The organism is Trinickia sp. (assembly GCF_051961175.1).
Lineage (GTDB): Bacteria > Pseudomonadota > Gammaproteobacteria > Burkholderiales > Burkholderiaceae > Trinickia.
This window is the reverse complement of the sequence record NZ_JBQCDN010000471.1, coordinates 1-12568: the sequence shown is the minus strand read 5'-3', so window position 1 is coordinate 12568 and position 12568 is coordinate 1. Positions and strand designations below refer to the sequence as shown.

The following is a 12568-nucleotide window of genomic DNA, read 5'->3' as shown; positions in this document are numbered from 1 at the left end:
GCCCAGTATGGAAGCGATTGCATTGCTCGATAATCCGATTTAACGTGCACGGGTTGTTCAAAAAAGCGAACAGTTCCCATGGATTTCAATGACCTTGCGGCGTTTGCGTCCGTCGCTCGCGCGGGTGGATTTCGCGATGCGGCGCGTGCGAGCGGGGTATCGGCGTCGAGCTTGAGCATCGCGGTCAAGCGTTTGGAGGCCAAGCTCGGCCTGCGTTTGCTGAATCGAACGACACGCAGCGTTGCGCCGACCGAAGCCGGCATGCACCTGCTCCGGCGCTTGATGCCGCTATTCGGCGAGATGGAAGCGGCGCTCGATGTCCTGAACGCGTTCCGCGATACGCCGACCGGAACGTTGAGGCTGAACGTCCCGGCGAGTACCGCGCGCACGATCCTGCCCGGGATTGTGGGCCCGTTCCTTCAGGCTTATCCGGGTGTGCAGGTTGAGGTGATTGTCGAAGACGGATTCGTCGATGTGCTCTCCATCGGCTGCGATGCAGGTATTCGCTACGACGAACGGCTCGAGCAGGATATGGTGGCCATTCCGATCGGCCCGCGCGTGCAACGCCTCGCCACGGCGGCTTCACCGGGTTATCTCGATGCACACGGACGGCCGACGCATCCCAGAGATTTGCTTTCGCATGCCTGTTTGCGCATCCAGTTCTCGGGCGGCGCGATGGCTATCTGGCGTTATCAGCGTGGCGAGGAGGCGTATCAACTGGATCCAGCGGGGCCACTCCTGGTCAAGCCTTCCCTGGCGCTTGATCTGCCTATCAGCGTGGCGCTGGGTGGCGGAGGCGTTATCCACATGTTCGAAGAAATGCTGCAACCTTACTTCGACAGCGGCGAGTTGGAGCCTGTTCTCGAGGCATGGTGGGTGTCGTTCACCGGCCCGTTTCTCTATTACCCTGGCCACCGGCACGTGCCCGCTCCATTGCGCGCGTTCATCGATTTCATCCGAGGGCAGGGGGAGGCCAGTAACGACTCCCTGCCACGGTAAATCCGCCGCGCCGCTTTCTACTTCTACATCTACGTCTATAGCTTGTACGGGATGCGCACACCGGGCTCGTCGGCCGGGGCTGCCAGGCAATAAAAACTATCCCGATAGACGAGCTTGTGCGTGTCGTGTATCAAATTCTGAGCGCATTCGCTTCATCCCGAATTTCAACGCAACCATCACGAGCGGGAACGCCGATGAACCGCTATCATTGGCCCCCTCTTGCCTCTCCACGCTGAGGATGCGCCTATGGCCTAGGCGTCGCGGCACCCACGAATTGATTCCGGTTCAGCTTCAGGTATGCATCGACAACTACAAGAAAACCTAGGATTGGCAACGGATCTATTACTGCATGCCGAGATCGGCTCCGTGTCGCATGAAGATCGGTACGCCGTCATGCGCACGCCGCAGGCGCCCGAATATTTCTCGGGGAATCTGCTCGTGCTCGCGGCGCGTCCGTCACAAGACGACCGCCAACGATTAGAGGAGGATTTCGCCCGCCTGATCGGGACGCCGCCCGCGATTGTGCATCGCAGTTTTGCGTGGCCCGAAGCCGACGGCGGGCGTGTCGATTGGGCGTCCGATTTCGAACCGTATGCCGCTCACGGCTACGAGGCCCGAGTGTGCAGCGTGCTCGTCGCGGAGCGCAACGCCGTGCATTCGGCGTCGATTAACGAAGCCGTGGAGGTCAGACTGCTCGATTCCGATCGCGACTGGGACGACTGGACCCGCCTATCGCTGGCCGATATGCCGGATCCGGAGAGTGAGGTCTCGCTGCGCTGCGTGGACTTCCAGCGGTCGGCTTATCGCGGGTTGATTGATCGGCAATGGGGCAATGGGTGGGGTGCCTTCATCGACGGTGAGATGGTGGGAAGCCTGGGCCTGTTCTTTTTCGGGCGCATCGGCCGTTTCCAATCGATCGTCACACGGGAAGACCGGCGCAATCAGCGCATTTGCCGGACGCTGTTGACCGAGGTGGTCAAGCGGGCGGCCGGTGCGCGCGACCGGCTCGTGATCGTGGCTGACGAAGCGTATCATGCGATCCGGCTCTACGAATCGCTCGGCTTTGTCCGGGAGGGCCGAATCGGCACCCTCTGCCAAGCGCCGAGCTAGCCCTACCCGAGCCGCTTGTCTTGTGGCGCACCCTTTATGCATCGTTTGACCGTCGACGATTCGCCCTCGGCCCCGAACGTCGTGTCGCCCGAGCCGCCGAGCGCAACCGTACCGATTTCCCTCGTGAAGGCGTTTCTCGCGGGCGCGCAGGCGCGTCCCGAAACGATCCGCCGGTATTTGGAAGAGGCCGGCGTCGCGCCGGAGCTGTTGGCCGAGCCCGGCGCCCGCGTGACGGAGGAGCAGTTTTCGACGCTTTATCAGGCGATCGCGATCGCGCTGGACGACGAGATGCCGGGCGTTTTCAGCCGTCCGCAGCGCAGCGGCACCTTGAAATTCCTGTGCTTGAGCCTGCTGGATGCACGCAACCTTGAAACGGCGCTGCATCGCTTCTGCCAGTTCTTTCACATCGTGCTGGACGACTTCCGTCTGGAGTCGCGGCGCAATGGCCCCGTCGCTCAACTGACGTTGCGTCCCAACCCCGGTGCACATCCCATCGGGCCGCTGGGACATGAGCTCATGCTCAAACTGGTCCAGGGCGTGTCTTCCTGGCTCATTGGTCAGAATATCCCGCTGCTTCAAGTGGAGCTTGCTTGCCCGCAGCCCGCGCATGCGCTCGACCATCGCTATTTCTTTTCGGGGCCGGTTCTGTTCGATCGGGAGTGGACGCTGATGCGCTTCAGTGCGGCCTATCTGGACATGCCGATCCGCCAAAGCAAGCGCAACTTGCGCAAATTTCTGGCACGCGCGCCCGGCGATTGGATCTTCGGCTCATTCAGCGAGCAACTCGTCAGTCACCGGGTGCGGCAATACCTCGCTGCGCAACTGCCGGACCTGCCGACGATCGAGCAGACGGCCTCGCACCTGCATTGCTCCGTTCGCACGCTGTGCCGCCGCCTCTCCGGCGAAGAGACGACGTTTCAGGCATTGAAGGACGAGCTTCGCCGGGATATTGCGATTCAGCGTCTCACCGATACGGACGAAACGATTACGAAGATCGCAGGCGACATCGGCTTCGACGATCCGAGCGCGTTTCATCGCGCCTTCCGCCATTGGACGGGCAGCACCCCCGGAACCTATCGCCGACGGCCCTGGTAGGGCTGGTTCACGCTCAGTCCAGGTTTGCGCCGGGCCCTGACGCACCGTTCCGCGCCCGCGCCCGCGGCCGTCGCGGTTTCGTCCTTCTGGCCAGATTTGTCAGTAGGTGGTCCGGTTTGGCCAGCCATCGAGTGGCACTTTCGCATTACGATCTAGTCCAAACTTTCCCGGGATGGCCGCATATGTCATATCGCGGCCCGTTCGCTTCCCTCACTCATTTGGACCGTTCGCTATGAGCTATACCGCGCCGATCAAGGACATGTTGTTCGTGCTGAAGGAGTTGGCGGGCCTCGACGACATCACAGCGCTCCCCGGTTTCGAGGATGCCGGCATCGATACGGCGCAAGCAGTGCTCGAGGAATCGGCCAAGCTGTGCGCAGAAGTATTGGCGCCGCTGAATGTCGAAGGCGATCGCAACCCCAGCAGCTGGAAAGACGGCGTCGTGACCGCGACGCCCGGGTTCAAGGAGGCGTTCCGCCAGTTCGTCGAGGGCGGTTGGCAAGGCGTGCCGCACCCGTCCGAGTATGAGGGGCAGGGGCTGCCGAAGCTGATCGCGACGCCTTGCATCGAAATGCTCAACGCGTCGAATTTGTCGTTTGCGCTGTGTCCGCTGCTGACGGACGGCGCGATCGAAGCGCTGCTCACGGCGGGCAGCGAGGCGCAGAAACAGCGTTACGTGCCCAAGCTCATTTCGGGCGAATGGACGGGCACCATGAACCTGACCGAGCCGCAGGCCGGTTCGGATCTCGCGCTGGTGCGCACGCGCGCCGAGCCGCAAGGCGACGGCACCTATCGCGTGTTCGGTACGAAGATCTTCATCACGTGGGGCGAGCACGACATGGCCGGGAACATCGTCCATCTCGTGCTGGCGCGCACGCCCGATGCACCCGAAGGCGTGAAGGGCATCTCGCTGTTCATCGTGCCGAAGTTCATGATCCATGAAGACGGCACGCTCGGCGAACGCAACGACGTGCATTGCGTCTCGATCGAGCACAAGCTGGGGATCAAGGCGAGCCCGACAGCGGTGCTGCAGTTCGGCGATCACGGTGGAGCGGTGGGCTATTTGATCGGCGAGGAGAATCGCGGCCTCGAGTACATGTTCATCATGATGAACGCGGCGCGTTTTGCAGTCGGCATGCAAGGGGTGGCGGTGGCCGATCGCGCCTACCAGAAGGCGGCGGCCTATGCGAGGGAGCGTGTGCAGAGCCGTCCCGTCGATGGCTCGGCGAAGCAGGCCGTAACGATCGCCCATCACCCGGATGTCCGCCGGATGCTGGCGACGATGCGGGCGCTGACGGAGGGCGCACGTGCGCTCGGCTACGTGGCGGCGGGGCACAGCGACATCGCGCATCGCCATGCCGACGAGCAAGTGCGCGCCGAGCATCAGGCGATCTACGAATACCTGGTCCCGATCGTGAAGGGCTGGAGCACGGAAATGTCGCTCGATGTGACGAGCCTCGGCGTGCAAGTGCACGGCGGGATGGGTTTCATCGAGGAGACGGGCGCCGCGCAGTACTTCCGCGACGCGCGGATCCTGCCGATCTATGAAGGTACGACGGCCATTCAAGCGAACGATCTGGTCGGGCGCAAGACGCTGCGCGACGGCGGTGCGGTGGCGCAAAGCCTTCTGCGTGAAATCGACAAGACGGTCGACAGCTTGAAATCGCAGCACGATGCTGCGTTCGTGTCGATCGCGACGCAACTCGAAGCAGGCCGGCGCGCATTGGCGAGCGTTGTCGAGTTCGTCGTCCATCAAGGCAAACGCGATCCGAACGCCGTGTTCGCCGGCAGCGTGCCGTACCTGAAGCTTGCCGGGCTTGTCCTCGCAGGCTGGCAGATGGCGCGCGCGGCGTTGATCGCGCACGGTAAGCGGGCAGCCGACCCTTCGTTTTACGGCACCAAGATTCTGACTGCGCAATTTTTTGCCGAGCACATGCTGCCGCATGCTGCCGCGCTGGCGACGTCGATCGTTACGGCGAAGCAAGGCGAAGGTCTGCTGGCGCTGGACATCGATCAGTTCTAAACAGCGCGCAACATGGCGGAACAGACATTAGACATGACGGTTGCATGCTAATTCGGGAATGTCGCCTTGCGGCGGCGCTCCTTTCCTCTTCGGACTGAATCGGACTGAAGTCCGAGGTTTCTCGGAGCACAAGCAGATGAACAAGGAAGTGGTCGTTGTCGGCGGTGTGCGCACCGCCATCGGCAAATTCGGCGGCAGCCTGAAGGACGTCGCGCCCACCGAGCTCGCGACGATCGTCGTGCGCGAGACGCTGGCGCGTACGGGTGTCGAGGCCGCGCAGGTTGATCACGTCGTGTTTGGCAACGTAATCGCGACGGAGCCGAAGGATTTGTACCTGTCGCGTGTCGCCGCGATCAACGCGGGCATTCCCGAGACGACACCCGCATTCAACGTGAACCGCTTATGCGGGTCCGGCTTGCAAGCGATCGTCTCCGCGGCGCAAACCATCATGCTCGGCGATGCCCAGGTGGCGATAGGCGGCGGCGCGGAAAACATGAGCCGCGCGCCGTACCTTGCGAGCGACGCGCGCTTCGGCGCACGCATGGGCGATATGCGTATGGTCGACATGATGCTCGGCGCACTGAACGATCCGTTTCACCAAGTGCCGATGGGCGTGACGGCGGAGAACGTTGCCCGCAAGTTCGGCATCTCGCGCGAAGACCAGGATGCGCTCGCGCTGGAATCGCACCGGCGCGCCGAGCGGGCGATCGCAGAAGGACGGTTCGCCGGGCAAATCGTGCCGATTTCGCGTCGCGTCAAGGGCAAGGACGTCGCATTCGATACGGACGAACACCTTCGACTGAACGCCACTATCGAGGATTTTTCGCACCTGAAGCCGGTGTTCGATCGCGAGAACGGCACGGTGACGGCGGGCAATGCCTCGGGCATCAACGACGCGGCCGCGGCCGTGTTGTTGATGTCGCGCGAGGCGGCCGCGCAACGCGGCGTGAAGCCGTTGGCGCGTCTCGTCGCCTACGCGCACGCCGGTGTGGATCCGCTGCACATGGGCATCGGCCCCGTGCCGGCTACCCGGATGGCGTTGGAGCGGGCAGGTTTGTCGGTCGGCGACATCGATGTGGTCGAGGCCAACGAGGCGTTCGCGGCGCAGGCTTGCGCCGTGACGCGTGAGCTCGACTTCGATCCGGCCAAGGTCAATCCGAATGGTTCAGGCATTTCGCTTGGTCATCCGATCGGTGCCACGGGGGCGCTGATTACCGTCAAGGCGATCCACGAAATGCAGCGCATCGGCGGCCGCTATGCGTTGGTGACGATGTGTATCGGCGGCGGGCAGGGTATCGCAGCGATTTTCGAAAACATGCAGTGACCGGACGCGGCGCGCACAACGGTGCGTGATCCGGCTGCGCTTTAATCGCCCTCGGTGGCGACGGAGACCGCCTCGCGCATCAAAGCGATGAACCGCAGCAGCCTGGACGGGTAGTACTGGGCGTGCGGATAAAGAAGGTAGACGGGCAACGCCTGCGCCTGCCACTTCGGCGCCAAATGAATCAGACGCCCGTTGGCGAGCGCGTCGGCCACCACCCACGCAGAGCTCGCGCATGCGCCCATGCCGAGCAGTGCCGCGCTGCGCAGCGCATAGAGGTTATCGGTGCTGATGCGCGGCTGGATGGGGATGCGGCGCGTCTCACCGGTTTCTTCGTGCGTCAGCGTCAGCTCGGTGCGGTAGTACGTTCGCAATGCCATCCAGGGCAGGGCGACCAGTTCCTCGGGCTCTTGCGGTACGCGGCCGCCCTCGAGCAGCGAGGGCGAACTCACGACAATTCGGGGCACCTTCGACAGCCGGATCGCCACCACCGCCGGATCGTTGGGTTCGCCCACCTGTATCGCGCAATCGATGCCCTTGGCGATGAAATCTCGAACGTCGTCCTGCAACAACCACTCCACTTGCACGCGCGGATAGTCATTCAAATACCGCACCAGCGGTTCGACCAATCTCTGCTGGCCGAAGGCATGCGGCACCGCCACCCGTAGCAGGCCCTCCGGCTCCTCCTGTGCGCCGCGCACGTCGGCCTCGAACGACGCCCAGCTCGCCAGCAATTCCTTGGCACGCTTGAAACAACGCTCGCCATCCACCGTCAGTCGCATCGTATGCGTCGAACGATGCAGCAGACGCACGCCCAGCGAGCTTTCGAGTGCCTGCAAGCGGCGGCTGACCGTTGGCTGGGTGGTATCCAACTGCGCCGCCGCGGCCGAGAGATTCCCCGATTCGACTATACGGACGAACGTTTCCATTAACTGAAATCGGTGGCCTGCACCCTCCAACGAGAACGCCGAGGGACGCTTTTCCGGCTGCGTGGCGGCTGAATGTCGACTTTTTCTGGTCATGCGTCCAGCGTATAACAAATCTGCGGTTCACGGTACTACCGGTATCGGGCTTGACGCGTCACACTCGCCCCCATCCTGCCGATCCCCTTTTTGAGTGAACTCGCGATGTCCACTACCCAACTGCTCAAGCCGACGCCCGCACCCGCGTCTCAGTCGCTTTCCGAACCCGGTCACGTCGCGGTGCCGCGCCCGCGTCTCGTCCTGCTGCTGGCCGCGGCGGCCGGCCTTGGCGTTGCGCCGCTGTATTACTGCCAGCCGATGCTGGGCGTGCTCGAGTCGGACATGGGCGCATCGGCGCAAGCAGTCGGGATGGTGCCGACGCTGACGCAACTGGGCTACGCGGCCGGGATCTTGCTGTTGGCGCCGCTCGGCGATCGTTTCGATCGGCGCCGCGTGATCGTGGCCAAGGCGACGGCGCTCGTCGTTGCATTGTTGCTGGCCGCCGCGGCGCCTTCCATCGGTTTTCTGCTGATGGCGAGTTTTGCGATAGGGTTGTCCGCGACGATGGCGCAAGACGTCGTGCCGGCGGCTGCCGTTCTGGCACCCGACGCACACCGGGGCAAGGTCGTGGGAACCGTGATGACCGGACTGTTGCTCGGCATCCTGCTCTCGCGCGTGGTGAGCGGCTTGGTCGCGGCGCACTACAGTTGGCGCGCCATGTTCGTCGCAGCCTCTGCCAGCGTGGCCGCGATCGGCCTGGCCGCGTCGCGCGGGTTGCCCGCTTTCAAGCCGACCACGCATCTGCCGTATCGCGCATTGATCGCGTCGCTCGGCCATCTGTGGCGGCACCAGCGGGCACTGCGGCGCGCGGCGATTGCGCAAGGATTGCTCGCGATGGGCTTCAGCGCGTTCTGGTCGACGCTGGCTGTCTTGCTGCACGGTGCACCGTTTCATCTGGGCAGCGCCGTTGCAGGCGGATTCGGGCTCGCCGGTGCGGCTGGCGCGCTGGGCGCGCCGCTCGCCGGGCGCTTGGCCGACCGGCGCGGGCCCGAGCGGGTCACCCGGCTCGGTATCGGTATCGCGACGATCTCGTTTGCCGCAATGGCGTTGGGCTCGGTGATGACGCCGCATGCCCAATTGGTGTTGCTCGCCCTGGCGACGATCGGCTTCGATCTGGGCGTCCAAACCACGCTGATCGCGCATCAGACGATCGTCTATGGGATCGATCCGGCGTCACGCAGCCGCCTCAATGCGGTGCTTTTCGTGGGTATGTTCATCGGCATGGCGGCGGGCGCGGCGATCGGTAGCGTGATGCTGGCGCAATGGGGATGGAGCGGTGTGATTGCGATGGCCGTGACGACTTCGCTTGCGGCGTTGGTGGTGCGGATGTGGCCGCATCGATCGCCAGCGCGCGCTTAGACCGAAGCCGCAGGCCATTGACAAGAAAATTTTCCGCATCTAGTTTACTGGACATTGAATTCCACAAAACTGGATGACATGAACGTCCATGACACTATCGCCCGCCGCGTGCGGGAATTGCGCGATGCCAAGGGCTGGTCGCTCGACGCGCTGGCTGAGCGCAGCAAGGTGAGCCGGTCCAACATCTCTTTGATCGAACGCGGGCAAAGCAGTCCGACGGCCATCGTGCTCGACAAGCTCGCGATGGCGTTCGGCGTATCGCTGGCTTCGCTGTTCGAACAGTCGGAGCAGGTGTCCATACCCGAGCCGTCGCCGCATTGCGCGCGACACGAACAGCTATCCTGGACCGATCCCGAGTCGGGCTACGTGCGGCGTAATGTTTCGCCGCCAGCGTGGTCGCCCGTTCAATTGGTGGAAGTGAGCTTTCCGCCGGGAAAGCAGGTCGCCTACGAAACAGGCGTGCGTGACGCCGATATCCATCAGCAAGTGTGGATCATGGATGGGACGATGGAGGTGACCGTCGGCGAGCGCCGGTGGCGCCTCGAAACCGGCGATTGCCTTGCCATGAAGCTCGACTGCCCGATTATCTTTCGCAATACGTCGCGCAAGGCGGCGCGTTACCTCGTTGCACTGAGCAAACCCTCGTTGACTGAAGCGCGGAGCGACCGATGACGACCATGAGCGAAGCCATCACGATACGACGGGTGGGGATGAACGAGGCCATGGCTTGCGTCGATGCGCTGGCCGATGTGCTGATCGATTGCGTCGAGGGCGGCGCGTCGGTCAGCTTTATGTGGCCGATTACACGGCAGACCGCGGTGGCGTTTTGGCGGCGCGTCGCCGAGGGCGTTGCGAGCGACGAGCGCATCTTGTTGATCGCCGAAGGCGGGGAAGGGCGAATCGTCGGTACCGTCCAGCTGATCACCGCTCAACCGGAGAACCAGCCCCATCGCGCCGATGTCGCGAAGATGCTGGTGTCCCGTTCCGCCAGACGCCAAGGGGTTGCGATGCGCCTCATGGCCGCGGTCGATGAAGCGGCGCGGGATGCGGGGAAATCCGTCCTGGTGCTCGATACGGTGACGGGCGGCGATGCGGAACGGCTCTATGAACGCTCGGGCTGGGTACGCGTCGGAACGGTTCCCAACTATGCGCTGATGCCGGACGGCACGCCGTGCGGGACTACGTTTTTTCACAAGCAGTTAGTGCCGCTTACATCGTCCTGAATCTCGTCGGCTCCACGAAGCCTGAGGCGCAAACGATGCTGAAACTCATTCGAGAGGAAGTGACCGATGGCTCGCATCGATGAGGCATATCGCCGTGCATGAGGTGCCGCTTTCCAGCCATGTACAGAATTCCTCGTACACTGGCCGGTGAACATGACCGCGCAAAGCGTAGCGGGAAATCTTTATCGATCTTTTGAGACAGGGGCATGGAAGCGATCGATTCACGCGCTGAAAAGGCGTTCAACCCATCCGGGTTTCAGATTCCCGGTAGCATCGGGCTTCCAGTCGTGGCATAGTGCGTTCCATTCAATGAATGGGAGGAAATTATGGCAACGTTGGAAGCACTCACGACGAAGATCAAGCGTCTACAGGAACAAGCGGAAGCCATCCGCGTCAAGCAAGCCGCTGCGACGCTCGAACGCATCGCTGAACTCATGCGCGAAAACGGTGTGACGCTCGCCGATATCGAGGCACACATCGGCGGCAAAAAACGCAAAGGGCGTCCGGCCAAAAACGGCGCGGTCGCGCATACGGCTACCGTCGTTAAATATCAAGACCCGAAAACCGGTGCGACTTGGTCGGGCCGCGGTCGCGCACCGGCTTGGATCGCGCAGGCGAAGCGCCGCAACAGATTCCTGGTTAGCGGCGATGCTTCGGCTGCATCGGTCTCGCCCTCGCCCTCGAATGGAAGCGGGAAACGTCAGGGCGACTATGTTCGCGGGCCACAGCCCGCTAAATATCGCGATCCCAAAACCGGTGCCACCTGGTCGGGACGCGGGCGGGCGCCGGCGTGGATGGCGAATGCCAAAGACCGCTCGAAGTTTCTAATTGAAGCCGAGGCGTAAGCGCACCATTCGAAATGCATTGGCGCGGCGCCATCCCTATTCAAGGATGGCCGCGGTCGAATACCGCCGCTCGCTCGGCGCGTATTCGATATGTTCTCTAGTGCGAAGACGCTGTGCGTGTTTGTCGGCGATGACGAATGACCGCACGCGTGGCACCTTCACCAAATCGATCGTCCAATGAAGCCGAGCCCTTGGGTTGCGATGTTCGCGGCGCTGATCGTCTGCTATATGGCGGCGGGTTGTCCTGCTATCGGGTTGTTGCTCGAACCGTCGGTCATTGGAAAAGGGCTAGCACTGAAGCCGCTGACCTACCATTGGCTCAACCGTATCGACCGGGCAACGCCCGCGCCGGAATTGTTGGCGAGCCGGTTTTACGTATGGATTCTCGCGGGTGTCAGCGCGGCGGCGGCGCTGTCTATGTTGCGTAGCGGGCGCGATGGTAAGGCTTTTCTCTTTGCGCTGAGTTGGTCGATCGCGTTGCTTGCCGTCTTCGTATTTGCGCAGGCCCAAGCTTTCTATTCGGTCGGCTGATTTCGATGAAAAAAGCCGCCGATATCGTCTGTGCGATCGCCGCATCCCTCATTTCGCTGCTTGGATGGGGCGTGAGCGTCGGCGCCGTGGCTTCACTGACGAGCTTCAACCAGTTACAGCGCCTGCTGACCTTCGACTATCTGAGTTTTGCGGATAGTCGGGCGATAGGGGGAACGGGGAACGATTTCTTCACGGGCGTTGCCCTCTCGCTTATCGGAAGTGTGCTGTTCACGCGGGTTGACCGAATGACCCGCATCGGCAAGACAGTGGCGGGGCTCTTGTTGCTCTTTGTCGCATTCACGCTTGCTTTTACGAGCCTGAACCCCCGTATCGGCGTTCAGACGCCCTGATCCACGCATCGCAGAACCAACGAAAGGCATTGAATCGATATGCCCGTTGTCCCCGGAATCCGCTCGGGATTTCAGCGCCCCGAGCGCAGGTGAGTGGGCAGAATGCTGAATTGCAATAGTTGCGATTACACGCCGTCGTTAGTTCCGGTTGCGCGCCGATTTGTGTTGAAAAACAACGACTTTGCGCTCCCGCCCGCTTGCCAGGTGCGGCTCGGCGGCCGGAAAGAGCCGCGTAACGAAGACTGAATCGAGGCTTCGTAACGTAAGCGTGTTTCGGTGTTACGCGTCTACCGCGGTCGCTTACGCCGATACAAGTCTGGTCGATGGGCACTTGCACACGCATTTCAACCCGCGACGTCGATTAGGAACTGCGCACGGTCCTTTGCGTTCGCCATCCAGGCGGGCGCGGGCCCTCGGCCTGACCACGTTGCGCCGGTCTCGGAATTGCGATACTTCGCCGGCTGCGGCCCGCGGGGGGAGTGGCTAGGTCGTTTGGCTTTGCTGCCCCGCCGCCGCAGGAGCATTCGACGACTTGCCATCAACTAGAAAACGGTCTCGATTCTTCGCGCTTGCAATCCAAGCTGGAGCACGACCGCGTCCCGACCATGTCGCGCCAGTCTTTCGGTCCATATATTTCGCGGCAACAGCCGCGGTGCCGGTGGGCGTCTTCTTACTGGTTTTCACGCCGCG

Annotated in this window: 14 protein-coding genes; 11 read left to right on the top strand and 3 right to left on the bottom strand. The window is 62.6% G+C overall.

Annotation, left to right across the window (positions count from 1 at the left end; all coding sequences use genetic code 11):
* Positions 1–78: 78 nt before the first annotated feature.
* The 5 genes from ACTHL0_RS26725 to bktB all read left to right on the top strand — a co-directional run bounded on the left by ACTHL0_RS26725 (position 79) and on the right by bktB (position 6551).
* Positions 79–999 carry a LysR family transcriptional regulator gene (locus ACTHL0_RS26725; protein ID WP_440570137.1) on the top strand — a complete coding sequence of 307 codons (921 nt, stop codon included), beginning with the start codon at positions 79–81 and terminating at the stop codon, positions 997–999.
* A 327-nt stretch (positions 1000–1326) separates the two neighbouring features.
* Entirely contained in the window at positions 1327–2109 is a 783-nt protein-coding gene (locus tag ACTHL0_RS26720; RefSeq protein ID WP_440570136.1) for a GNAT family N-acetyltransferase, read from the top strand.
* A gap of 36 nt (positions 2110–2145) precedes the next feature.
* The gene (locus ACTHL0_RS26715) at positions 2146–3204 is read left to right on the top strand and encodes an AraC family transcriptional regulator (protein ID WP_440570135.1); all 1059 of its coding nucleotides are present in this window, start codon (positions 2146–2148) and stop codon (positions 3202–3204) included.
* Between the two features lie 232 nt (positions 3205–3436).
* Positions 3437–5227: an acyl-CoA dehydrogenase gene (locus tag ACTHL0_RS26710; protein ID WP_440570134.1), complete on the top strand. Its 1791-nt coding sequence runs from the start codon at positions 3437–3439 to the stop codon at positions 5225–5227.
* Between the two features lie 136 nt (positions 5228–5363).
* Positions 5364–6551: a beta-ketothiolase BktB gene (gene bktB, locus ACTHL0_RS26705; protein WP_440570133.1), complete on the top strand. Its 1188-nt coding sequence runs from the start codon at positions 5364–5366 to the stop codon at positions 6549–6551.
* Positions 6552–6592: 41 nt separating this feature from the next.
* Here the strand turns inward: bktB and ACTHL0_RS26700 are convergent, their stop codons facing one another.
* Positions 6593–7477, bottom strand: a complete 885-nt coding sequence (locus ACTHL0_RS26700; protein WP_440570132.1) for a LysR family transcriptional regulator — start codon at positions 7475–7477, stop codon at positions 6593–6595.
* 198 nt (positions 7478–7675) lie between these two features.
* Here ACTHL0_RS26700 and ACTHL0_RS26695 point away from each other — a divergent pair, with 198 nt between their 5' ends.
* The 6 genes from ACTHL0_RS26695 to ACTHL0_RS26670 all read left to right on the top strand — a co-directional run bounded on the left by ACTHL0_RS26695 (position 7676) and on the right by ACTHL0_RS26670 (position 11878).
* Complete coding sequence (locus ACTHL0_RS26695; protein ID WP_440570131.1) at positions 7676–8929, top strand: MFS transporter; 1254 nt, start codon at positions 7676–7678, stop codon at positions 8927–8929.
* Positions 8930–9007: 78 nt separating this feature from the next.
* A complete protein-coding gene (locus ACTHL0_RS26690) occupies positions 9008–9601 on the top strand; it encodes a helix-turn-helix domain-containing protein (RefSeq protein ID WP_440570130.1) in 594 nt (197 codons plus the stop codon).
* A gap of 5 nt (positions 9602–9606) precedes the next feature.
* Positions 9607–10152 carry a GNAT family N-acetyltransferase gene (locus tag ACTHL0_RS26685; protein ID WP_440570162.1) on the top strand — a complete coding sequence of 182 codons (546 nt, stop codon included), beginning with the start codon at positions 9607–9609 and terminating at the stop codon, positions 10150–10152.
* Positions 10153–10478: 326 nt separating this feature from the next.
* Complete coding sequence (locus ACTHL0_RS26680; protein WP_440570129.1) at positions 10479–10997, top strand: H-NS family nucleoid-associated regulatory protein; 519 nt, start codon at positions 10479–10481, stop codon at positions 10995–10997.
* Positions 10998–11198: 201 nt separating this feature from the next.
* Positions 11199–11528: a hypothetical protein gene (locus tag ACTHL0_RS26675; protein WP_440570128.1), complete on the top strand. Its 330-nt coding sequence runs from the start codon at positions 11199–11201 to the stop codon at positions 11526–11528.
* 5 nt (positions 11529–11533) lie between these two features.
* Positions 11534–11878, top strand: a complete 345-nt coding sequence (locus tag ACTHL0_RS26670; protein ID WP_440570127.1) for a hypothetical protein — start codon at positions 11534–11536, stop codon at positions 11876–11878.
* Positions 11879–12222: 344 nt separating this feature from the next.
* On the opposite strand, the gene ACTHL0_RS26665 is transcribed toward ACTHL0_RS26670, so the two are convergent.
* Both ACTHL0_RS26665 and ACTHL0_RS26660 read right to left on the bottom strand, forming a co-directional pair.
* The gene (locus ACTHL0_RS26665; protein WP_440570126.1) at positions 12223–12402 is read right to left on the bottom strand and encodes an H-NS family nucleoid-associated regulatory protein; all 180 of its coding nucleotides are present in this window, start codon (positions 12400–12402) and stop codon (positions 12223–12225) included.
* Positions 12362–12568, bottom strand: a 207-nt coding sequence (locus ACTHL0_RS26660; protein ID WP_440570124.1) for an H-NS family nucleoid-associated regulatory protein, incomplete at its 5' end; no start/stop codon positions are given. The genes ACTHL0_RS26660 and ACTHL0_RS26665, both read right to left, overlap by 41 nt.